Annotated in this window: 23 protein-coding genes; 17 read left to right on the top strand and 6 right to left on the bottom strand. The window is 45.3% G+C overall.

Annotated elements, in window-relative coordinates:
• Nucleotides 1-58: 58 nt before the first annotated feature.
• The 5 genes from CHRO_RS01460 to CHRO_RS01440 all read left to right on the top strand — a co-directional run bounded on the left by CHRO_RS01460 (nt 59) and on the right by CHRO_RS01440 (nt 3940).
• Nucleotides 59-1093, top strand: coding sequence for a glycosyltransferase family 2 protein (locus CHRO_RS01460; RefSeq protein WP_015152401.1), 1035 nt, complete (start codon nt 59-61; stop codon nt 1091-1093).
• Between the two features lie 60 nt (nt 1094-1153).
• Nucleotides 1154-1339: a hypothetical protein gene (locus CHRO_RS01455; RefSeq protein WP_015152400.1), complete on the top strand. Its 186-nt coding sequence runs from the start codon at nt 1154-1156 to the stop codon at nt 1337-1339.
• On the top strand, nt 1326-1718 hold the full coding sequence (locus tag CHRO_RS01450; RefSeq protein ID WP_015152399.1) for a type II toxin-antitoxin system death-on-curing family toxin: 393 nt from the start codon (nt 1326-1328) through the stop codon (nt 1716-1718). The genes CHRO_RS01455 and CHRO_RS01450 overlap by 14 nt, the downstream gene beginning before the upstream one ends.
• 118 nt (nt 1719-1836) lie before the next feature.
• Nucleotides 1837-3342 carry a UbiD family decarboxylase gene (locus CHRO_RS01445; RefSeq protein WP_015152398.1) on the top strand — a complete coding sequence of 502 codons (1506 nt, stop codon included), beginning with the start codon at nt 1837-1839 and terminating at the stop codon, nt 3340-3342.
• Between the two features lie 415 nt (nt 3343-3757).
• Nucleotides 3758-3940 (top strand): hypothetical protein, encoded by a 183-nt coding sequence (locus CHRO_RS01440; protein WP_219336055.1) that lies wholly within the window; start codon nt 3758-3760, stop codon nt 3938-3940.
• 125 nt (nt 3941-4065) lie between these two features.
• On the opposite strand, the gene CHRO_RS01435 is transcribed toward CHRO_RS01440, so the two are convergent.
• Nucleotides 4066-4551 carry an allophycocyanin subunit alpha-B gene (locus CHRO_RS01435; protein WP_015152396.1) on the bottom strand — a complete coding sequence of 162 codons (486 nt, stop codon included), beginning with the start codon at nt 4549-4551 and terminating at the stop codon, nt 4066-4068.
• A 77-nt stretch (nt 4552-4628) separates the two neighbouring features.
• On the opposite strand from CHRO_RS01435, the gene rlmD reads away from it, so the two are divergent.
• The 3 genes from rlmD to CHRO_RS01425 all read left to right on the top strand — a co-directional run bounded on the left by rlmD (nt 4629) and on the right by CHRO_RS01425 (nt 7171).
• Nucleotides 4629-6044 (top strand): 23S rRNA (uracil(1939)-C(5))-methyltransferase RlmD, encoded by a 1416-nt coding sequence (gene rlmD, locus CHRO_RS01430; protein WP_015152395.1) that lies wholly within the window; start codon nt 4629-4631, stop codon nt 6042-6044.
• A complete protein-coding gene (locus tag CHRO_RS31055; RefSeq protein WP_181824252.1) occupies nt 6034-6216 on the top strand; it encodes a hypothetical protein in 183 nt (60 codons plus the stop codon). Before rlmD ends, CHRO_RS31055 begins: the two co-directional genes overlap by 11 nt.
• A gap of 499 nt (nt 6217-6715) precedes the next feature.
• Nucleotides 6716-7171, top strand: a complete 456-nt coding sequence (locus CHRO_RS01425; RefSeq protein WP_015152394.1) for an ATP-binding protein — start codon at nt 6716-6718, stop codon at nt 7169-7171.
• Nucleotides 7172-7326: 155 nt separating this feature from the next.
• On the opposite strand, the gene CHRO_RS01420 is transcribed toward CHRO_RS01425, so the two are convergent.
• The gene (locus CHRO_RS01420; protein ID WP_015152393.1) at nt 7327-7620 is read right to left on the bottom strand and encodes a DUF6439 family protein; all 294 of its coding nucleotides are present in this window, start codon (nt 7618-7620) and stop codon (nt 7327-7329) included.
• Between the two features lie 44 nt (nt 7621-7664).
• On the opposite strand from CHRO_RS01420, the gene CHRO_RS01415 reads away from it, so the two are divergent.
• The 4 genes from CHRO_RS01415 (at nt 7665) to CHRO_RS01400 (ending at nt 10961) form a co-directional block, all read left to right on the top strand.
• A complete protein-coding gene (locus CHRO_RS01415) occupies nt 7665-8042 on the top strand; it encodes a sll0565 family protein (RefSeq protein ID WP_015152392.1) in 378 nt (125 codons plus the stop codon).
• A 117-nt stretch (nt 8043-8159) separates the two neighbouring features.
• Nucleotides 8160-9548: an asparagine--tRNA ligase gene (gene asnS, locus CHRO_RS01410; protein WP_015152391.1), complete on the top strand. Its 1389-nt coding sequence runs from the start codon at nt 8160-8162 to the stop codon at nt 9546-9548.
• Nucleotides 9549-9659: 111 nt separating this feature from the next.
• Nucleotides 9660-9902 (top strand): type II toxin-antitoxin system HicB family antitoxin, encoded by a 243-nt coding sequence (locus CHRO_RS01405; protein WP_015152390.1) that lies wholly within the window; start codon nt 9660-9662, stop codon nt 9900-9902.
• 333 nt (nt 9903-10235) lie between these two features.
• On the top strand, nt 10236-10961 hold the full coding sequence (locus CHRO_RS01400) for a gamma-glutamyl-gamma-aminobutyrate hydrolase family protein (protein WP_015152388.1): 726 nt from the start codon (nt 10236-10238) through the stop codon (nt 10959-10961).
• 114 nt (nt 10962-11075) lie between these two features.
• Here the strand turns inward: CHRO_RS01400 and hisIE are convergent, their stop codons facing one another.
• Nucleotides 11076-11729 (bottom strand): bifunctional phosphoribosyl-AMP cyclohydrolase/phosphoribosyl-ATP diphosphatase HisIE, encoded by a 654-nt coding sequence (gene hisIE, locus CHRO_RS01395; protein WP_015152387.1) that lies wholly within the window; start codon nt 11727-11729, stop codon nt 11076-11078.
• A gap of 24 nt (nt 11730-11753) precedes the next feature.
• On the opposite strand from hisIE, the gene CHRO_RS31480 reads away from it, so the two are divergent.
• Entirely contained in the window at nt 11754-11906 is a 153-nt protein-coding gene (locus tag CHRO_RS31480; protein WP_158631846.1) for a hypothetical protein, read from the top strand.
• Here CHRO_RS31480 and CHRO_RS01390 read toward each other — a convergent pair whose 3' ends face one another.
• Complete coding sequence (locus CHRO_RS01390) at nt 11907-12095, bottom strand: ChaB family protein (RefSeq protein ID WP_015152386.1); 189 nt, start codon at nt 12093-12095, stop codon at nt 11907-11909.
• A 104-nt stretch (nt 12096-12199) separates the two neighbouring features.
• Between CHRO_RS01390 and hemL the strand changes: the two genes are divergently transcribed.
• Nucleotides 12200-13528 (top strand): glutamate-1-semialdehyde 2,1-aminomutase, encoded by a 1329-nt coding sequence (hemL, locus tag CHRO_RS01385; protein ID WP_015152385.1) that lies wholly within the window; start codon nt 12200-12202, stop codon nt 13526-13528.
• Between the two features lie 198 nt (nt 13529-13726).
• On the opposite strand, the gene CHRO_RS01380 is transcribed toward hemL, so the two are convergent.
• Complete coding sequence (locus CHRO_RS01380) at nt 13727-14125, bottom strand: response regulator (protein WP_041462315.1); 399 nt, start codon at nt 14123-14125, stop codon at nt 13727-13729.
• Nucleotides 14126-14436: 311 nt separating this feature from the next.
• Here CHRO_RS01380 and gyrA point away from each other — a divergent pair, with 311 nt between their 5' ends.
• The 3 genes from gyrA to CHRO_RS01365 all read left to right on the top strand — a co-directional run bounded on the left by gyrA (nt 14437) and on the right by CHRO_RS01365 (nt 18981).
• Nucleotides 14437-16950, top strand: coding sequence for a DNA gyrase subunit A (gyrA, locus tag CHRO_RS01375; protein ID WP_015152383.1), 2514 nt, complete (start codon nt 14437-14439; stop codon nt 16948-16950).
• A 92-nt stretch (nt 16951-17042) separates the two neighbouring features.
• Complete coding sequence (locus CHRO_RS01370; RefSeq protein ID WP_015152382.1) at nt 17043-18116, top strand: ABC transporter ATP-binding protein; 1074 nt, start codon at nt 17043-17045, stop codon at nt 18114-18116.
• A 1-nt stretch (nt 18117) separates the two neighbouring features.
• Entirely contained in the window at nt 18118-18981 is an 864-nt protein-coding gene (locus CHRO_RS01365) for a glycosyltransferase family 2 protein (protein ID WP_015152381.1), read from the top strand.
• On the opposite strand, the gene cobN is transcribed toward CHRO_RS01365, so the two are convergent.
• Entirely contained in the window at nt 18978-23069 is a 4092-nt protein-coding gene (cobN, locus tag CHRO_RS01360) for a cobaltochelatase subunit CobN (RefSeq protein WP_015152380.1), read from the bottom strand. The genes CHRO_RS01365 and cobN overlap by 4 nt on opposite strands.
• Nucleotides 23070-23137: the final 68 nt, after the last annotated feature.

Genomic DNA, 23137 nt, shown 5'->3' with positions numbered 1-23137 from the left:
ACGCAACATTACCGTATGATAAATCTTACTACCCCTAAATTGGGTGCAAAGCTCAAAGATGACAAAAGTTTCTGTTATTGTTTTGGTTTACAAGAGTGAGCCATATATTGCAGCGACAATTCATTCAGTGTTGGCACAGACTTACAAAAACTTTGAAATTCTAGTCATTGATGACGGTTCGCCCGATCGCAGTGTACAAATCTGTCAGCAATTTGACGATCCGAGAATTAGAATTATTCGTCAAGAAAATCGCGGCGTACCAGCGGCACGAAACACGGGAATTCGTCATGCAAAAGGAGAATATATCGCCTTTTTAGATGGAGACGATTTGTGGCTGCCGCAAAAATTAGAAAAACAAATCGCGCATTTAGAATCATCTCCTTTTGTTGGCATGAGTTTTTGTCGTTCTAGTTTTATCGATGAATGTGGTAAGTGTTTAGGAACTTATCAAATGCCAAAACTAAAAGGAATTAACTTATCATATCTAATTCGTTGTAATCCAATTGGAAATGGTTCGGCAGGAGTCATACGTCGTAAAGTTTTAGAAGATATCAAATTTACGCATCAACAACATGGCAATTTTGAAGATCGCTATTTTGACGAACAATTTAGGATATCGGGAGGAGAAACCGATTTTTTACTACGGATTCTGATTCAAACTCAATGGAAAATTGAAGGTATTCCCGCAGCTTTGACGCTATATAGAGTCAATTCTGGAGGGATGACAGCAAACTTATTGAAGCGGTTAGAATCTGCCAGCCAAGAAATTGAAAAAACTCGTTTGTACGCCCCAGAATTAAACTTGCGTTGGCGGGGAGTAATAAAATCTTATTACATCAGGTATTTAGCCCGCAGTGCCGTCCGGTTTCGGAAAGGAAAAACAGCTGTTAAATTAATTCATCTAGCTTTAGCTAATTATGGGAAATTAATATTTGAGGAACCCTATAGAACTCTCTCAACCCTAATAGCCGCTTACTTGCTCCTGCTACTACCGCAAGAATTATATAATCGAATTGAGACTTTAGCTATAAAGGCGATCGGCACTATCCAAGAACGAAAAATTAAACAAGATACATTAAATATTCGTCATTGAAAATGACAAAAGTGAAAATCACCAATTACCAATTATCAATTACCACTTACCAATCGCAAAATGAATACCAGAGAAAAAATTATCCAAGAAATTGATTCCCTCAGCGAACCTCAGTTGCAGGCAATTTTAGAATCGATCTACTCACTGAAGCGAAAGTCGGAAACAAATCATAGCAAGGCAGTACAAGCTTTCTTAGTTTCTCTTGAAGAACGTCAGGAGGTTTACCGTCGCCTTGCAGAATCCTGAATTTTTAGAACTAAATGATATTTTGATTATTCACCAAATTTTACTCGAACAGTTTGGTGGTCTGCCTGGTATCAGAGATGAAGGCTTACTTGAATTTGCCATCTTCCAACCAAAAGCAACTTTCTTTGGTGAGTTACTGCATCCTACGATTCACGTACAAGCAGCTGCTTATCTCTATCATATTGCCAAAAATCATCCATTTCTAGATGGCAATAAGCGTACTGCTTTTGGTGCAATGGAAGCGTTTTTGCGTTTAAATGGCTGCAATTTAAGCTTTTCTGATGAGCAAGCCTACCAAATAGTACTACAAGTAGCTCAAGGTGAAATTAGTAAGGAAGAACTTACCTTACTATTAAAACAACACATAAAGCCACAGTAAGCGATCGCCAGATATTTCTCGCTCGATTTGTCATATTTTCTCATAATTATAAATAATAGTGGGAGGTGCGATCGCAGACCAACAGACAACCACTCACCACTCACTACTCACTTTCCATATGAGAAATTTGCGGGGATTCATCAAACTTCTAGAAGAAAGAGGACAATTGCGGCGAATTACCGCATTAGTCGATCCCGATTTAGAAATTGCCGAGATTTCTAACCGGATGTTACAACAAGGTGGTCCTGGTTTATTGTTCGAGAACGTCAAAGGTTCGCCCCATCCCGTAGCAGTTAACTTGATGGGGACGGTAGAAAGGATCTGCTGGGCGATGAACATGCAGACACCCCAAGAATTAGAAGAACTGGGGAAAAAGCTGAGTATGCTGCAACAGCCAAAACCACCGAAGAAGATTTCTCAAGCGGTAGAATTTGGCAAGGTGTTATTTGATGTTGTCAAAGCCAAACCAGGAAGAGACTTTTTTCCCGCTTGTCAGCAAGTCGTGATTCAAGGCGACGAACTCGATTTAAATAAACTTCCCCTAATCCGTCCCTATCCAGGGGATGCAGGCAAAATTATCACGCTGGGTTTAGTCATTACCAAAGATTGCGAGACAGGTACGCCTAACGTCGGCGTGTATCGCTTACAACTACAATCGCGTAACACGATGACCGTACATTGGTTATCGGTACGGGGTGGGGCAAGACATTTGCGTAAAGCCGCAGAAAAAGGTAAGAAATTAGAAATTGCGATCGCCCTTGGTGTAGATCCTTTAATTATCATGGCGGCGGCTACTCCTATCCCTGTCGATTTATCAGAATGGCTGTTCGCCGGACTTTATAGCGGTTCTGGAGTGAACTTAGCAAAGTGCAAAACCGTAGATTTAGAAGTTCCCGCCGACTCCGAATTTGTCTTAGAAGGAACCATTACCTCAGGGGAAGTTTTACCCGATGGTCCTTTCGGCGATCATATGGGTTATTACGGTGGATTGGAAGATTCGCCCTTGGTGCGTTTCCACTGCATGACTCACCGCCAAGATCCAATTTATTTGACCACATTTAGCGGTCGTCCGCCAAAAGAAGAAGCAATGATGGCGATCGCGCTCAATCGGATCTATACTCCTATTCTGCGGCAACAAGTTTCTGAAATTGTCGATTTCTTCCTCCCAATGGAAGCTTTAAGCTACAAAGCCGCGATTATCTCCATTGATAAAGCTTACCCTGGGCAAGCGCGGCGGGCAGCTCTAGCTTTTTGGAGTGCCTTACCTCAATTCACTTATACTAAATTCGTGATTGTGGTGGATAAGGACATCAATATTCGCGATCCGCGTCAGGTAGTATGGGCAATTAGTTCTAAAGTTGACCCTACCAGAGATGTGTTTATTTTGCCCAATACACCCTTCGATAGCCTCGATTTCGCCAGCGAGAAAATTGGTTTAGGCGGACGCATGGGAATTGATGCAACTACCAAAATTCCCCCTGAAACAGAACATGAATGGGGCGCACCTTTAGAATCCGATCCTAATGTAGCAGCAATGGTAGAAAGGCGTTGGAGTGAATATGGTTTGGCAGATTTGCAACTAGGAGAAGTCGATCCAAATTTGTTCGGTTACGATATGCGTTAAATCGGTTTCGTAGGGGCACACAGCTGTGCGCCCCTACAAGTTATGGTGTAGATTGCGATAGCTAAATTGAATTCAATCAAAATTTTTATTGGAAAAAGCGATCGTAATCATAGCTTGTCGTAATCTAAAGGCTGTGCTAATCCTTCAGCAATCTCTTGTCTAGCCCGTTTAGCAGCAGCAATCAGTTTAGGTTGAGTTTTCGCAACTAAATTATCCCACTCAAGCTTATCTTCTGAAGGCTAGTAAGTATCTACAACTAATAGTTAGGATGAGCATTGCCCATACGATCTTTACTTCTCATCACTAGAAAAATCTATACATTTCTTTGCGCCTTTGCGTCTTTGCGTGACATTAATAGCTTAAATCTATGCAAGTAGAAAATATGTCTGAGAAATTTAAATCGCAACTTCAGCAAATGACAAACGAGGAACTGATAGACTTTGCCCTAGAACACGTAGGAGAAGAACACGACAGCATTCGCAAAGCTGCTTTACAAGAACACTACTTGAGAATAAAAAACGATCCTAATACAGTCACTGCTCCACCAGGAAACATTGAAATTTTAAAATCATACCTATCGCGACTCCAAAACAAATAAAAAAAGTTTCCCCACCACTTGCTAGCAACCTGACATAAAACCTGCCACAGTCACTACCAAGAGTGGGGAGACATTTGCTGATATTAAACCAAAACAAATTTGAGCTACTTTAGCAAACTCAAAAACTATGACATCGCCTGAATGATATAGTCAAAATAAGGTGCTGCTTCTGCTGCTTCTTCCGCACTCAATAGAGACAAAGAAGCATTCTTCAAACAGCGAATTGACTCAACCATACCAGGAACGGGAACGCCCAGAGAATTATACATTTCTCTGACACCGACCAAACCGATCTTTTCAATCGGCTCTTTATCCCCAGCTAGCACGCCATAAGTAATTAGACGCAGATACCAGCCGTAGTCCCGCAAACACAGCGCCCGCTGACGTTCGCCATAGGCATTTCCACCAGGGGCGATAAAGTCAGGACGTTTTTGCCACAGTTTTTTACTTGCTTCCTGAACGATTTTCTTTTCGTTTTCGGCTAGGGTTGCGGCGATGCGCATCCGCTGTATGCCTGTTTGCAAAAAGTTTTTAATGTTTTCGAGTTCGCCAGCGCTGGGATAGCGCAGCTCATCATCGGCTTTGAGAATAACTTGGCTTACTACACTCATGATTATAGGTAATGAGTCAGAATATCATTTGTAGTTTAGCGATTTCATGTCCCCCAAATAAAGGGATCTTTTCAGTTATGTCTGTTACAAGGGGACAAAATTTACAAAACATGATCGATCGCACTCCCGACCGCTGGCAACAGGGCGACTTAGTAGAAGTAACCATTACCGACTTAAATGATAGTGGTGATGGGGTGGGGCGTGTCAACAGTAGGGTTGTTTTCATTCCCGATACGACCCCAGGCGATCGCGCTAAGGTGCGTTTGGTGCGTGTCAAGCCGCAATACGCCTACGGTAAACTCCAAGAACTCCTCGAATCTTCTAGCGATCGCATTCGTCCGCGCTGCATCGTAGCTGATAAATGCGGCGGCTGTCAGTGGCAGCATATCGCCTACGAACATCAACTGGAAGCCAAGCGCCATCAAGTTATCCAGACATTAGAACGAATTGGCAGCTTTGTTAATCCCCCTGTCGATGCTGTTTTAACAGGGAATGCCGATCTCGGTTATCGTAACAAAGCTACATATCCCGTGGGAAAATCGGCTACAGGACAAATCCAAGCAGGCTACTACCAAAAAGGCAGCCATCAGTTAATTAACCTAAATCAATGCCCCGTCCAAGATCCTCGCCTCAACCCTCTGCTAGCAGAAGTCAAACAAGACATTCAACAGCGGGGATGGCGGGTATATGACGAAAAACACCACAGAGGACAAGTACGCCATTTAGCCTTACGAATTGGTCGCCGTACAGGAGAAATGCTGCTAACTCTGGTAGTAAAAGATTGGGACTTACCTGGAATTGAAGCCCAGGCGCAGGAATGGTTAGACAGGTATCCGCAGCTAGTCGGAGTCTCGTTAAATCGCCAAAGCGATCGCACCAACGTTATTTTTGGCAGTGAAACCCGATGTATTGCCGGACACCCGTATCTACTAGAAATTTTTGCGGATTTAAAGTTTCATGTGCTACCCGATACATTCTTTCAAGTGTATACGGAGGCGGCTGAAGCCCTGTTGCAGGAAATTACTCAACACCTGAATTTACAAGGTGACGAAATCTTAGTAGATGCATACTGCGGCATTGGCACGTTAACCTTACCGCTAGCCCAAAAAGTGCAACAAGCAATCGGTTTAGAAGTTCAATCCGCCGCCGTTGAACAAGCCCAAAACAACGCCCGACTCAACCAGATTACCAACACCACATTTCAAGTCGGAGAAGTCGAAAAACTGCTTCCCCAACTCGAAACCACTCCAGATATTGTACTGCTCGATCCACCCCGCCAAGGATGCGATCGCGCCGTCATCGAAACCCTGCTGCAAACCCAGCCGCAGCGGATCGTCTACGTCAGTTGTAAAGCCGCCACCCTTGCCCGCGATTTAAAATTACTCTGTCAAAATGGCAAATACCGCCTTACCAGAGTCCAACCAGCCGACTTTTTCCCCCAAACCGCCCATGTGGAGTGTGCAGCCTTCTTGGAGAGGGAGAGTGGGGTGTAGGGTGTGGGGTGTGGGGACAAGGAGGACAAGGGGGACAAGGGGGACAAGGGGGACAAGGGGTCCCCGCGACCGAAGGGAGTGGGGATTAGGGGGCGAAGGGGGACAAGGAGGACAAGGGGGACAAGGGGGACAAGGGAGACAAGGAAGACAAGGAAGAATTTCTAGTCACTAGCCACCAGCCACTAGCTACTGATAACAATTACCCATTACCCATTACCCATTACCAACTCCCCTATTAGGTATAATTACGATAGATCCGCATAAATGTGTAGGATAGAAGATAACAAAGATGCTAATATTGATTAAGAGGCAGCTGCCAATTTTAATCTCGATCAATACAATTCAAGTGAAAATACAGTCAACGCATATATAACGCATATATAAGGTTGGCTGTTGTTTTTGAAGGTTGGCAGATATCCAAGGGGCTATATGCTGTTGAGGAAGAAAGGCTGGATTCGCTCGATTGGTTGTCTATATGGAGTGGCGATCGCAGATCGTACGCACAAGTTTTTTACAGCTTCGCAGTAGTTCTTTCAGCTATTGCACGTCAGCAACGTTTGCTTTGACTGCACACAAACGAAGTAAATCGTACCTAGCGTTTGTTAATTCGTTATGTTTGTCGCTCAGCAAGTTCGTGTCATTAATAGCCGGAAGCTACGGAGTTTTTTGTAGTGATTACTATCTCATCGCGTCCAGTTGGGCGTAACTGGAGTACGATTAGCTTTGCCTCTACGCTCTATTTGTGTTCTATCCTCGATTTACTCTTAGCAGAAGTACCGTGTCGGTTGCAAGCAGAACTACGCCTGGGTTTGCAGGAAGCACTAGTTAATGCAGCTAAACACGGGAACAAGCTAGATCCCGGTAAGGTTGTCATCGTCCGATTTTCTTACACGGACGACCATTACTGGTGGATTATTTCCGATCAAGGTTGCGGTTTTGAGCGTCCTTGCTGTGAGTGCGACACTCTCGATCCTGAAGCGTATTTGCCTTCAACAGAATCGGAAAACGGTCGCGGTACTTGTATTCTATATAAAATCTTCGATCGCGTAATTTGGAACGCAGCCGGAACAGAACTCAGACTTGGTAAGCAAATGGGTAGCCGCTTCCGTTTACCTATGCTTAATTAGGGGCAAGGAGTGAGGAGCGAGGAGCGAGGGGAATTCAAAATTCAAAATTCAAAATTTGGAAGTCGGAAAACCTCAGAAATTTCTCCTCTGCTCCCCTGCACCTGAAGAAGCTCCTTTGTCCCCCTTGTCTACCCTGTCTCCTGGTTCTTTCTCCCTCACTCCTCACTCCTCACCCCTTTTTGATGAGTAGGGCAAGGTGGAGCAGAGATCGAGCGATCTAACCAGCCAACTGCCTGTTGTAACCTTGGTAATGCTTCTTCTGGTTGGTCTTTAAGTAAAAAGACGATCGCCGCCGCTGCTTGTTCGTTGGCTCTAGCTTTACGATTAGACTTAAGCTTGTGCCACTCATCAGGGGAAATTGACAACCTTTCCAGCAAAGCTTGGGCTAGTTCCTGCGTGCTAAATTCGCTTAACGATGATTTTCGATCCAACTTGGTAGGTTGAAGCATACTGGTGGGCATATTAGTTTCGATCGCTAATCTAACAAATATCGATGCAACCGCCACAGCCATCAGAATCACCTGCACCATCAGAGGATGAGTTGGAAAACTCGATCGCCGAAGTTGAGCGATCGCTTGTTGCCCTGAAACAACGCTACGCTCAAGTAAAACAAGACAAACAGCAGCAAGCAGAACTCCAGCAGCAATTAAAACAGGTTAAGCGAGACATCGAACGATCGCGATCGCCACACTCAAAAGTACAGTTAAAGGCAGAACTAAAGCAAATTCAAGCACAACTAGAAACTATAGAAGTCAACCTCGAAAGCCAATTATTTTCTTGGGGAAGCCTGAAAGCCCCTTTCTGGCAAGCTGTCCGCTTCGGTGGCTTAGGAGTTATTGTAGGCTGGATATTAAAGTCATGTACTGGGTAATGGGTAATTGGTAATGGGTAATCGGCAAGTCAAAAGTCAAAAATGAACGGTTAAAACGATTGACTACCCACTACTCCCTACTCCCTACTCCCTACTCCCTACTCCCTACTCCCTTTTATGAAGCGACGCATTATTGAAATTTTACGCAACGGACAATCAGATGAGTCTGTGACAGTTCAGGGTTGGGTACGCACCAAACGCGATTTAAAAGGGTTTGCGTTTGTAGAAGTGAACGATGGATCGTCCCTGGCAAGTTTGCAAGCGGTACTGAAGGCGGAAATGCCAGACTACGAAGCAACTCTGAAGCAGATTAATACAGGCGCTTCGGTGGAAATTAGCGGGGTGCTAGTGCCTTCGCAAGGTAAAGGGCAAAGAATTGAATTGCAAGCCGAAACCGTAAAAGTGTTCGGTGATGCCGATCCCGAAACATACCCATTGCAGAAAAAACGCCACTCATTTGAATTTTTGCGGACAATCGGACATTTGCGATCGCGTACCAATTCGTTAGGGGCAGTTTTTCGCGTCCGTAACGCCTGTGCGACGGCAATCCATCAGTTCTTTCAAGAACGGAGTTTCTTGTGGGTTCACACCCCTGTGATTACCCGTAACGATTGCGAAGGCGCGGGGGAACTATTTACAGTTACGAGTTTGGATCTGAAAAAGATTCCGCAGACTGAAAACGGCAAAATCGATTACAGCCAAGATTTTTTTGGCGGACAAGCTTTTTTAACTGTCAGCGGACAATTAGAAGCTGAAGTCATGGCGATGGCGTTTAGCAACGTCTACACATTTGGTCCTACATTTCGGGCAGAAAATTCTAATACATCTCGACATTTAGCAGAATTTTGGATGGTGGAGCCAGAAATGGCTTTTTGCGATTTAGTGGGAAATATGGATTTAGCAGAAGCGTTTTTAAAGCATATTTTCAAATATGTTTTGGAAACTTGTCCAGAAGATATGAAATTTTTCAATCAGCGAATTGATGATTCTGTGTTGGCAACGGCTGATAATATTATCAACAACCAATTTGAACGAATTACTTATACAGAGGCGATCGCGCAGTTAGAAAAAGCCACAAAAACCTTTGAATATCCGGTTGAGTGGGGATTGGATTTACAATCGGAACACGAACGCTACTTAGCAGAAGAATTATTTAAAAAGCCGGTTATCGTTACCGATTATCCCAAGCAGATTAAAGCCTTTTATATGCGGGTAAACGATGACGATAAAACTGTTCGTGCTATGGACGTTCTCGCGCCTAAGATTGGCGAAATTATTGGTGGCTCTCAACGGGAAGAACGGTTAGAAGTTTTAGAAAAACGGATGCAAGCTCAAGATATCAATCCTGACGATTTGTGGTGGTATTTAGACTTGCGCCGTTATGGTACTGTGCCTCATGCTGGTTTTGGTTTGGGGTTTGAAAGGTTAGTCCAATTTATGACGGGTATGGGCAATATTCGCGATGTCATTCCCTTCCCGCGTGCGCCATTGAGTGCCGAGTTTTAATTTTGTGGTGGGCATTGCCCACCCTACAGCTAAGCTGTCTATAAACATGATTGAGGTTGAGCAAGTGGTTAGTGGCTACTGAGATTTAGATACATTGTTTGAGTAAGACAGATGCTGATAAAATATATTGAAACTGCAATGCATCAAGCAACATATGAGTTGCTAGAAGATGGAACTTTTTACGGTAGAATTCCTGATTGTCAAGGTGTGTGGGCAAATGCAGAAACTCTAGAAGCTTGCCGAGACGAGCTACAAGAGGTTTTAGAAGGCTGGATTCTTTTGGGGTTACAGCTTGGACATCAGCTTCCCGTGCTAGATGATATCGATCTTTCTTTTAAAAAGGAAGCTGCTTGATGCCTCTTTTTGGACCAATTAGCCGCAAAGACTTAATTACCTGCTTGCGTGCTTTAGGTTTTGATGGATCTTATTCAGGCAAAAAACACCAATTCATGATAATAAGGAACCCTGCGCCTACGAATACCTAACCCTCATAGAGGTGACATTAGTAAAGGGTTGCTGGCTCAGATTTTAGCTGAAGCAGGTATTAGTCGCGACGAATGGGAAAGTATTTAAAGTTAGCAGTAGAAGTAGGCAGCGTTACCAACCTACTCGCTGCGATCGGGCAAAATAGCAAAAGGGATGGCAGAATAGCAAAATGCTGCGATTGTACTTAAACTAAAACGTAAGATGAAGTTTCAACCGCCTCTGATTGGCATCACCACATCGGGACAGATGCTTACAGGCAATTTCTCTCTATCTAAATTTTATGTGGAAGCAATACGCTCGGCAGGAGGTGTACCGATACTAATTCCAGCGGGAGAACCTAACCTCGCTGCTATGTTTGCTCAGTTAGATGGTTTAGTTTTCTCTGGTGGAGGTGATATCGATCCCGACATGTATAATGGGGTGTGTCATCCTACGATTTACAATATCGACCCAGAACGCGATCGCTCGGAAATTTCTCTAGCGCAATTGGCTTTGGCTACTGAAATACCAATTTTGGGTATTTGTCGCGGCTTAGAAATACTAGTGGTAGCTACTGGTGGCAGCCTGATTCCTCACTTACCCGATGAGTTTGGCGAAGTTATAGCCCATCGAGCTGACCAAGCGCTTTCAACTGAGCATACTGTAAAAATTGCTCCAGATACTCACTTAGCCCAAATTGTCGGTACGTTAGAAGTACCTGTCGTTTCTTGGCATCATCAAGCAGTTGGTACTATTCCCTCTGAGTGGCGGATTGCGGCAAAAGCACCGGATGGAGTCATCGAAGCTTTAGAACACGGAAATCATCCTTGGGCGATCGCGCTACAATGGCATCCTGAAATGTCTATTCAAGATTCATCCCAATATCGGATCTTTCACGCTTTTGTCACTGCGGCAAGAACGAGAATGGGAATGTGGAAAACTGCTTAATCAACGAATAGGGTGTGGGGTGTTGGTAAATGGTAAATGGTAATTGGTAATTGGTAATTGGAAAGTCGTAAATTGAACTTCACTGGTAACTGGTAACTGGTAACTGGTAACTGATTAGCGGCGGCGCTGTTGGAGTTTGCGGTAAACGTCTTTCAAATCAACGTGGTGATGTGCTAGGGCGACTAAAGTATGGTATAGCAAATCTGCTACTTCCCCCGCGATCGCATCTGGTTCGTCGTCTTTAAATGCCATCACTACCTCAGCCGACTCCTCGCCAATTTTCTTTAAAATTTTATTGTCTCCCCCTGCTAAGAGCTTGCAAGTGTAAGAACCTTCTTGAGGATTATCGCGGCGATCGCTAATGATGGCAAATAATTGAGACAGAGTGTCTGCTGGTGGTGGAACAATCTGTCCATCTTCGCGGTGAAAACAACTCCGTTCCCCTGTATGGCAAGCAATATCACCGATTTGTTCGGCACTGATGAGAATTGCATCGCTATCGCAATCGTAACGGAGCGATCGCACTTTTTGGATGTGTCCTGATGTCGCTCCTTTATGCCATAGTTCTGTACGGGAACGACTCCAAAACCAAGTCTCGCCAGTCTCCAAAGTTTTTTGCAACGACTCGCGATTCATCCACGCCAACATCAACACCGTACCGTCTAAATAGTCCTGGACGATGGCTGGTACTAATCCGCGTTCGTCATAGCGAATTTTGTCCAGCGGAATAGCTTGAGCAAAAGAATTTAATTCTGGATTGGAGGACATATAAAAACCCTGACACGATCGACAGTGGCATACTCAATTCAAGATACCACTGCCGATCTATTATCAGTTGTTGATTGTCAGTTATTGATTGTCAGTTCTCAGCCAGCAGCGATCGCTGGCTGGAAGAGTTGGGAGTTAGAGTGTTTCACCCACCACGCACCACTCACCACTGAATGATTAAACACTTGTGACTAAATTTCTGGCAGAATAGATCTTTACGGCAGTTAGAGCTGCTTTATGAGCTTGTGCTGTTTCTCCATACCATTGAATGGTTGAATTATAAGCAGCTCGATACAAATCTTGTGCTGCTTCAGGTAAGCGATCGCGGATTTCCGCAGGTAAATCTTGATTGGTTCGGTATAACATAATTTTATTCTTTTTTTATCGTGTAATTTATTACCTTAGGTGTTTTGAATTGAACCCACAAACCCCAAAAGACAGAGTTTTAATATTCAACTTAGGAGAGAACCTTGGTTAATACCAGCATTAAAACCACCAAATCAGAAGAGATTTTTGCCGCTGCTCAGAAACTCATGCCCGGGGGCGTTAGTTCTCCAGTCCGAGCTTTTAAATCTGTAGGCGGACAGCCGATCGTATTCGATCGCGTTGAGGGGGCATATATTTGGGATGTCGATGGCAATAAATACATCGATTATGTCGGGACTTGGGGTCCCGCCATTTGCGGACACGCTCATCCAGAGGTGATCGCTGCTTTACACGCCGCCTTAGAAAAAGGTACGAGCTTCGGTGCGCCTTCTGTTTTGGAAAACGTGCTAGCGGAGATGGTGATTGATGCCGTCCCTAGCATTGAAATGGTACGCTTCGTCAACTCCGGTACGGAAGCTTGTATGGCAGTCCTGCGCTTGATGCGAGCTTTTACAGGACGAGATAAGATTATCAAGTTTGAAGGCTGCTATCACGGTCATGCCGATATGTTTCTGGTGAAAGCTGGTTCTGGGGTTGCTACCCTCGGCTTACCGGATTCTCCAGGTGTACCTAAGTCTGCTACCAGCAATACTCTGACTGCGCCTTACAACGATCTAGAAACGGTCAAAGCATTATTTGAAGAAAACCCCGATGAAATTGCTGGTGTCATTTTAGAGCCAGTTGTCGGTAATGCTGGCTTTATTTCTCCCGACGCAGGCTTTTTGGAAGGATTGCGAGAAATTACCCGCGATCGCGGTGCGTTGCTCGTGTTTGATGAAGTCATGACAGGCTTTCGGATTGCCTACGGTGGCGCTCAAGAGAGATTTGGCATCACCCCTGACTTAACTACGTTGGGTAAAATTATCGGTGGCGGTTTGCCTGTAGGCGCTTACGGCGGACGCAAAGATATCATGTCTATGATTGCCCCAGCAGGTCCTGTCTATCAAGCTGGAACGCTTTCTGGTAATCCCCTAGCAATGACAGCAGGGATTAAAACTTTGGAATTGCTGCAAAAGCCTGGGACATACGAAGCGCTCGATCGCATCACGAAAAAGTTAGCTGATGGAATGCTGCAAGTTGCCAAAGAAACAGGACACGCCGCTTGTGGCGGGCAAATTAGCGGGATGTTTGGTTTCTTCTTTACCGAAGGACCAGTACATAATTACGAAGACGCTAAAAAGGCAGATTTAATCAAATTCAGCCGTTTCTATCGCGGGATGTTAGAGCGAGGAATCTATCTCGCGCCTTCTCAATTTGAAGCTGGCTTTACCTCTTTAGCTCACACCGATGCGGATGTAGAGCAGACTTTAGCCGCTGCTAGAGAAGTGCTAATGTCAGTGACCAGTTACCAGTTACCAGTGACCAGTGATTAGTGACTCCTGAGTAGTAGCCACTCGCTTTCACAAGTTAACCTGTTGTAACGAAAGCACACCTTTTCCTTTCTTCACCACCGCGATCGCCCAGCGCCTTCGCGGTTTGTTTTCACATCCTGAATTAGTACATCTGTATTAAGATAAAAAACAGAGAGTTCAAGGACTGCAACTCACTCCCTGCTCCCTGCTCCCTACTCCCTATTCTTTCGGCAGCATCGCCCAAATTTGTTCGACAAACTGCTGGTGATCCACGACTGGTTTTGAAATGTAACCGTCTGCACCGCTTTGGCGCAGAAAGTTTTCGCGATCGCCTTCCATAACGTGGGCTGTGACGAGGATAATTGGTAACTTAGCAGTTTGCGGATTTGACTTTAGCATTTGGGTAATCTTGATCCCATCCACGGCTTTACCCTGATAAACGCTGCGCGAAAGAGAAACATCCATCAAAATAATATCGACTTGTCCAGATGTCGCAATCTCCATGACCTCTTCTACATTTTCCGTATGCTTTGTCTCTAAGCCACCACGTTTTGTCAAAATTTTGGCAAAAACGCGAGCATTTATAGGGTCATCCTCTACAATCAAAACGGTTTTCATCATAACTTTGTTACAGGAGATTGCATATTAAATTGACAGCGGACGTAAGCTATGACAGCATTCTCTGGCTGTTGTTAAGGTACGAATAAAATTTTCCTTTAGTAGAATTGCATACTTAAAGCGAAAAAACAGGAGTGGGTAGATTGAAATCTAAGCGCGATCGTCGCTAATCCAGAATAATACTGGGAATTACTCATCGGCTACTATTAGTATCTTTTTGTAAGCAAATAAATTAGGATGCTGAGGGTAAGCTTTGTAAAGATACTATTAAATTTTTGGCGTTTGTCGTTATCAAGTAGGAAACATCACTCATGGCAAAACAATTAAACCTTCTCCCAGCGGGACAGGTGATTCCCACAGCCCTGCATACAGAAATGCAACGGTCTTATCTGGAATATGCCATGAGCGTAATTGTAGGGCGGGCATTACCAGACGTACGTGATGGCTTAAAACCAGTTCACAGACGAATTTTATATGCCATGCATGAATTGGGTTTAACTCCCGATCGCCCTTATCGTAAATGCGCCAGGGTAGTAGGTGACGTACTCGGTAAGTACCATCCCCACGGCGACCAAGCGGTATACGATGCTTTAGTCCGTCTCGTACAAGACTTTTCCAGCCGCTATCCCTTGCTGGCGGGACACGGTAACTTCGGTTCGGTAGATAACGACCCACCAGCAGCAATGCGTTACACCGAGACTCGCCTCGCACCAGTTGGGAATGAGGCGATGCTGACTGAAATTGGCGAAGAAACAGTTGATTTTATCGGCAATTTCGACAATTCCCAACAAGAACCAGTCGTATTACCAGCTCAACTACCGTTTTTATTGCTCAACGGTGCGTCAGGAATTGCTGTGGGGATGGCGACAAATATTCCTCCCCATAATTTGGGAGAAATCATCGATGGTTTAGTTACGCTGATCGACCAACCAGAATTATCAGACGACAAGCTATTTGAGTTAATCCCTGGACCCGACTTTCCCACTGGGGGCGAAATTATTGGCAGTACGGGAATTCGCGAAGCTTACACCACTGGACGGGGTAGTATTACCATCAGAGGGATTGCTCAAATTGAAGAAATTCAAACTGGGGTCAAGCGATCGCGCCGCACGACAGCAATCGTCGTGACAGAATTACCCTATCAAGTTAATAAAGCAGGTTGGATCGAAAAAGTCGCAGAATTAGTTAATCAGGGTAGGATTGAGGGCATTGGCGACTTGCGAGATGAAAGCGATCGCCAAGGGATGCGGGTAGTGATAGAACTCAAACGAGATGCCGATCCGCAGGTTGTTTTGCGCCAGTTGTACCATCACACTTCCCTGCAAACAAATTTTGGGGCAATTTTCCTCGCTTTAGTAGATCAACAACCGCGTCAACTTTCCTTAAGACAGCTATTACAGGAATTTTTAAATTTCCGCGAACAAACTCTGATTCGGCGCTACACTCACGACTTAAATCGCGCCGAAAGTCGCGCGCATTTGGTAGAAGGGTTGCTGACAGCTTTATCCCATTTGGATGAAGTCATTACAATTTTGCGGCAGGCAAGCGATGGTAGTACGGCTAAAATCACCCTGCAAAATGAGTTGCAATTGAGCGAAGCCCAAGCCGATGCAATCTTAGCAATGCCCATGCGTCGCTTGACGGGTTTGGAACAAAAGAACCTGCAAACTGAATTTGAATCTCTCAGCGAACAAATTCAAACTTTGCGACGGTTGTTAAGCGATCGCCACGAGTTATTAAAAGCATTGAAAAAAGATTTGCGATCGCTCAGACGTAAATTTGCCGACTCTCGCCGGACTCGCATTGGCACTCAAGAAGCAGAAGAACAGAGCAAGAAAAGCTCATCAATTCCGAATTCGGAATTCGGAATTCGGAATTCTGAAGAAGTTGCTTTAGAGTTTACCCAAAAAGGGTATGTCAGAAGGTTAGCTGTTAATGGTAATAAGCCAGGAAGGAAGCCGAAGTCAGACAACGGTTTGATGGAAAATGACTTTGTGATTCAAACCACAACCGCTAAGACAGATGAGAATTTAGTCGTGTTTACCAGTGGTGGAAAGGTTTACCCGTTGCAGGTGGGCGATATTCCTCCTAGTAGCGGGCGATCGCTACGGGGTACGCCATTGATTGGTTTGCTGCCAGGATCGGCTGCTAACGGTACGGAAAGTATTGTGACTCAACTGCTATTACCCGCAGAAACAGAAAACATCCAAGCGCTGTTCATGACTCAATTAGGACGAGTGAAGCGCTTAGCTGCATCGGAGTTACAAAATCTGACCAATCGCGGTTTGACAGTGGTGAAGTTCAAGGATGAAGACCGCTTGTTAGGCGTGCAACCGATCGAACCAGGACAATTTTTGATCCTCGCTTCAGCGGGAGGTAGGCTGTTAAGGTTTGGTATAGATGACGAGCAATTGCCAATTCTAGGACGCACGGCAATGGGAATGCAAGGCTTGCGGCTGCGAAAACAAGAAGAAATGGTTGGCGGAGTGGCAATAGACGATCTCAAAACTAATTTGTTGCTCGTCACCCAAGAAGGATATGCGAAGCGAATACCCGCCCATGTATTGCGTCAAGGCAATCGCGGCGATATTCCAACTCAAGCTTTAGCTTTTAGCAGCAAATCGGATCGGCTGGCAGGAATTGTATCGGCAACAGTAAGTGAGGTCGCTTTGCTTACCAGCAATCAACGGATCGTGCGCCTACCTGTAGATAAAATAGGCAAGTGGGGCAAAGAAGGTACGGGCGATCGCCTCCGCGATATTAAGGACAACGAAAGAATTGTCTCTGTTATTGCCATTCCAGCTACCAACTCATTGATAGAGTAATATTTTTGAAACACAAATCCCAACTCCCATGTTCAAATCCAGTGAGTTTTACAATTTTGACTTTTGACTTTTCACTTTTGACTTACTGAATCGTGATCCAAGTTGCTTTAGAAAACGTCAGTAAGATTTACGGCAAAGTCCAAGCCGTGCAGTCTGTCAGTCTCGACGTGCAGCAAGGAGAATTTTTCACGCTGCTGGGGGCTTCTGGTTCGGGAAAAACAACTTTATTGCGGCTGATTGGCGGTTTTGAAACCCCCGATACTGGCTGTATTTACATTGGGGGCAAAGATGTGAGTCGTCTGCCTGCCTATAAACGTAACGTCCATACGGTGTTTCAGGACTACGCCTTGTTTCCCCACCTATCGGTATTTGAGAATGTAGGTTATGCTTTGCAGGCAAAGCGATCGCCTGTGGCAGAAATTAGCCAACGAGTTACGGAAGCTTTGAAACTCGTCCAACTCGCAGAAATGGCGCAGAGGCTACCTGCTCAACTTTCCGGCGGACAAAAACAACGGGTAGCTTTAGCACGGGCAATTGTCGATCGCCCTGACGTATTACTTTTAGACGAACCGCTTTCAGCTTTGGATGCCAAAATTCGGATGGAACTGCGGCAGGAATTGAAACAACTCCAACGTCAGACGGGAATTAGTTTTATTTATATCACCCACGACCAAGAAGAAGCCCTAGCTTTGAGCGATCGCATAGCAATTTTGAAATCTGGCAAGCTATTACAAGTCGGCACGCCTTTAGAAGTCTACGAACAGCCTGCCGATTTATATGTAGCTGAATTTATCGGACGGGCAAATTTTCTCGATGGCATGTTGTTAAGCGTAGATGGTAATCGGGGAAGAGTGCAAATTGGTGAGACAGCAGTAGTTGAAGGAACAGTAGTTGAAGGAACGACCGCAGCGATTTCTCCTGGTAATGCAGTACGATTAGTCGTGCGTCCAGAAAATATTTGCCTAAATCACGCCAATATTGGTCATGCAGCCACAATTATTCAAAGTCAATATCTCGGTTATGCTACGAGTTATTTAGTTCAGGCGATCGGACTCAATTTTCATGTCATGGAACTGCGACGACGCGGAACTAGCCCCTACAAAGAGGGAGAACGAGTTTTTATCTCTTGGGAATGGATGGAAGCATTGATTTTTTCTACAAACTAAGATGCCAAAACTCAGTATTATCATACCGACACGCGATCGCCCGCAACTATTACCGCGTGCAGTGCAAAGTGCTTTATCGCAAACCATGACAGATCTTGAAGTGATTGTCGTGGACGATGCTTCGACTCAACCGGTGGATTTACCAGCAGATCCGCGTTTGCGAATCATTCGTCTATCTACCCCTCGTGGGGGTGCGGGGGCGCGGAACGTGGGTACGGAAGCGGCGCAGGGGCGCTGGATTTCCTATTTAGATGACGATGACTGTCTTTTACCCGAAATGGCAGTTGTATCCTTAGAGGCGATCGCCAAAGCAACTTTACCTCCACCTGTCGGCGTTATTTCTGGGATCGACGTGGTTGATGATAGCGGGAAAACTCTAGAAACTCGCCTTCCGCCTCCCAGTCGTCCCCGTGGCTGTCATTTTGCTCTAGAAGTTTTGGAACCAGGCAAATCTTACAACACAAAACAAACTCTAGTAGTGGAACGGGATGTCATTTTACAGATAGGAGGCTGGGATGAAACGTTTCGTTCCCGCGTCCATACCGAGCTTTTTTTGCGGCTGAATCCCGTCTGTTCGATCTTGGGTTTACCCATCGTTACCTATCAACTTTACGAGCATCCAGGGGCGCGAGTGTCCCGCAATACAAAATTGCGTCAGGAAAGTTTTCAACGTTTGATTGACAAGCATCAGGCAATTTTTCGCGCTCATCCGCAGATGTTTGCAAATTTTGTCTACGATCACGCCCTAATGTCCTATCGGATGGGGCAAAAATCCCAAGCCTTATCCAGTGTTATTTGGGCAATACAGATCGATCCGTTACGGACGATGAAAAAGACGATAAAACAGCTAGTGCAACGCTTTTAATTTTCTTCGATCGCTCCTTCTGCTTGATGGGCGATCGCTCGTAACTTATCTATAATCTCTGGTGTCACTTGCCACAATCCTCGCTGCTTGGCTTCAATTAACCTTTCTGCCATATCTCGCAATGCCCAAGGATTTTTTTGCTGCACGAAGTCTTGGATAGCTGGATCGAATAAATAAGCTTCGGCAATGCCTTGATACATATAATCTTCAACGCAATGAGCTGTAGCATCGTAGGCAAATAAATAATCTACTGTTGCTGCCATTTCAAAAGCCCCTTTATAACCGTGACGCATCACCCCAGCAATCCATTTCGGATTAACGACGCGGGAACGATATACCTTGGCAATTTCTTCTTTTAAATCACGAATGCGAGGGTTTGCCGGAATAGAATTGTCACCAAAATATGTCTGAGGATTTTTACCGCGAACGGCGCGCACGGCAACAGTTAAACCACCTTGAAATTGATAGTAATCGTCAGAATCGAGCAGATCGTGTTCGCGATTGTCTTGGTTGTGCAAGACAATTTGCATTTCACCCAAACGTTGCTCGAACGCTTCTGGGGCGGCTCGTCCTTCTGAATTACGGGAATAAGCGTAGCAACTCCAATTGATATAAGCATGAGCTAAATCGCGATCGCCCGTCCAATTTTGCGCTTCAATTAATCCTTGTAACCCAGCTCCATAAGCCCCTGGTTTAGAACCAAAAACACGGTAAAGCGATCGCTCTTTTGCCTGTTCGGGTGTCAATCCTGCTGAGTACCAAAACTGGGTTTCGTGTTTCACTTTGGCAGCAAGCGGATTTTGCTCTGCTGGTTCGTCCAACTGCGACACGGCAATAACGGCACTATCAAACAAATCGATTAAATTAGGAAAAGCATCGCGGAAAAAACCAGAAATTCTTAAAGTCACATCCACGCGCGGACGCGCCAACACCGATAGAGGCACAATTTCAAAATCTACCACCCGCCGAGAAACCCCATCCCATACCGGACGCACTCCCAGCAAAGCCAACGCCTCAGCAATGTCATCTCCCCCAGTCCGCATGGTAGAAGTTCCCCAAATCGACAAACCAAGAGTTTTGGGATATTCTCCGTTTTCCTGCGTGTAGCGTTCGATTAAAGCTTCAGCTGCTTTACGTCCGATGTCCCAAGCTGTTTCTGTCGGAATGGCGCGGATATCCACCGAGTAAAAATTTTTTCCCGTCGGTAATACTTCTGGACGACCTCTCGTCGGCGCACCCGATGCCCCACTAGGAACGTATCGCCCATCTAAACCACGTAATAAATTGGTAATTTCCTGTGGAGTTTGTGCTAAAGCGGGTAAGAGGCGATCGCGAATCCAATTTAAGGTATTGGTAATGGGTAATGGGTAATTGGTAATTGGTAATTGGGTTTTTTCTCCCTCAGCTCCCGAGAGCCTCCCCAGCTCAAGAGCAGCTCTTTTCTCCGACTCCCGACTCCCGACTCCCGATTCCCCAATCAATACTTCCACCAACTCAGCCGCATACTGTTCTAACACTTCGATCGCATCGCCGATTATATGACAGGGTGTTTGAGTTTTTGCTGATAAAATTCGAGCGCTTGTCTCTGAAAGTTGAGTGCTGAAATCTGTCGTGAGGGGATCGAAATCTAATTCCCAGGCTTGAGCAATTGCGCGAGTGATTCCTGGCTGGTAGGAATTAGGTTGACGGGCGATCGCTACAATTAAATCTCGTAATTGTTCTCCTTGCGGGCATTGTCCAAATATATGCAAACCATCGCGAATTTGAGCTTCTTTGAGTTCGCATAAATAACCGTCGAGTTGGTTAATGGTTAATGGTTGTTGGTTGTTGGTTGTTGGTTGTTTTTCTCCCTCAGCTCCCTCAGCTCTCTTTCCCCCCGACTCCCGCTTCATGCCCAAGTCTAAGTGTAAATTTTCCTGAACAATTAATTGCCAAATGCGATCGCTAATGGCTGGCAATCGAGTCGGATCTAGACTTTGAGCTTCGTAATACTCGTCAACTAAACTTTCTAATTGGTGTAGCGCTCCGTAGAGTTCTGCCCGCGTCATGGGAGGCGTTAAATGGTCGATAATCACTGCTTGAGCGCGGCGTTTTGCTTGCGAACCTTCCCCAGGATCGTTGACGATAAACGGGTAGAAATGGGGCATAGCACCCAAAGCAATTTCAGGATAACACTGACTTGATAGCGCCACACTTTTACCTGGGAGCCATTCCAAATTACCGTGCTTGCCTACATGTACGATCGCATCAGCACCAAAATGCTGTCGCAGCCAATAATAAAAAGCCAAATAAGTATGCGGTGGTTCTAAGTCAGGCGCGTGGTAATTTAATGCCGGATCGCGATCGTATCCCCGTGCTGGTTGAATCCCCACGAAGACGTTACCGAGTTGAATGCCTGGAATTGGTAATTGGCAATTGGTAGTTGGTAGTTGGTAATTGGTTGTTACTCCCTCAGCTCCCTCAGCTCTCTTCTCCCACCGATTGACAATCTCCTGCTGCGCTGCTTCGGGAAGGGTGGCAAAATATTGTTGATACTCTTGCCAACTCAATTGCTGTGGAAGCGATCGCCACTGACTATCAGGATCGTTTGTGACTCCAGATGTCAGGCGTTGGATCAGTTCGTCTCCAGTTTGCGGTAGATTTTCTACTTGATATCCCGCTTGTTGTAAAGATTTGAGAATTTCTATACAACTAGCAGGAGTATCTAATCCAACTCCGTTTGCCAAACGTCCGTCACGATTGGGGTAGTTTGCCAAAATGAGAGCGATTTTGCGTGCTGCTGGCGGACGAGAACGCATCTGCACCCAACGCTGAGTTAGTTCAGCAACAAATTCAAGGCGATCGCGCACCGACTCGTAAACGACTACATTCGTCTCTAGAGCTGTATTCCAGCTCTGTACTGCTTTAAACGACACAGCACGGCTAATAATGCGCCCATCCACTTCTGGTAGTGCCACATTCATGCCGATATCCCGTGGCGATAGCCCTTGAGAACTTGTCTCCCAGGTTGAACTTGAACTGCTACTAAAAATAACTTGCAGTATTGGTATATCTAGTTGTTGCCACAAGTTAGCGGCAGTCGGGAGTCGAGAGGAGCCAGTCGCTTGCTCATTTTCCCCCGCTCTTGCGAACTGGCGTTCGGGAGTCGGAAAAATACGTGTCAGAGAAAAACTCGTTGTATTTAATAAGACTTGAATTTTTGCCTCATCTTTAGGCTGGAAGTAAGATAGGACATCTGCTTGCACTTGTGGATCGCGCAGCGAAGAAACGAAAACTGGTACTGGTAATAGATTTCTAGCTACTAATGCTTGACAAAGATCGTCAATTACACCCGTGTTACCTGCTAAATAGTGAGCGCGGTAGAACAGAATGCCAATTTTTGGTAATTGGTAGTTGGTAATTGGTAGTTGGTAATTGGTAGCTGGTAATTGGTAATTGGTAATTGGTTGCTCACTACTAGCTCCCTTGTCCCCCTTGTCCCCCTTGTCCCCATTTTGAATTTTGAATTTTGAATTTTGAATTTTGTCTCCGACTCCCTTCCACCCATATAGCCCCACACGCGGAACCACCTGCGGAGGTTGAGGATTGTATGAAGTATGAAGGCAGAAATCGGCAGTGAATAGCAGCGCATTGACGGCATTTTCTACTCCACCTTCTAGAAAGTATCGCCACAGTCGATCTCCCACTGCTAACGGAACAGTCGAATGTGCGATTAAATCGGGGTCGATCGCGTCATCTCCTGGGATAACTATCAGTGCTGCACCAGTCCGCCGTGCTGTTTCCCGCACCACTTCTAAACCATAAGACCAATACGATCGTCCCCCCAAAAGCCGTAGTATAATAACTTGAGCTTTTTCTAAAACGTCTTCTGCATAAGTATCTATAACAATCTGTTGCTGTAATTGCAGCAAATTAGCAACTCGAAAAGTAGGAAAGCCCATCGGTAATTTAGTCGCTGCTGCTGCCAAAGTTTGAATATCGGTATCGGTAGCAGTAAGCAATACCAAAGGAGCTGGAGTTTGGGCAAACAAAACGACACCATCAATTTGAGGATTCCAATCTCCAGGGGTGGTACTGATACGATGCATATAACTCTCTGTTCGGCTTAGACTAGTGGTTAAGCTGCATGGGAAAACTTTCTTAGCCTATCATCCAA

It is taken from the genome of Chroococcidiopsis thermalis PCC 7203, assembly GCF_000317125.1.
GTDB classification, from domain to species: domain Bacteria; phylum Cyanobacteriota; class Cyanobacteriia; order Cyanobacteriales; family Chroococcidiopsidaceae; genus Chroococcidiopsis; species Chroococcidiopsis thermalis.
Note: the sequence above shows the minus strand (reverse complement) of the source record. Positions and strands in the feature narration are given on the sequence as shown.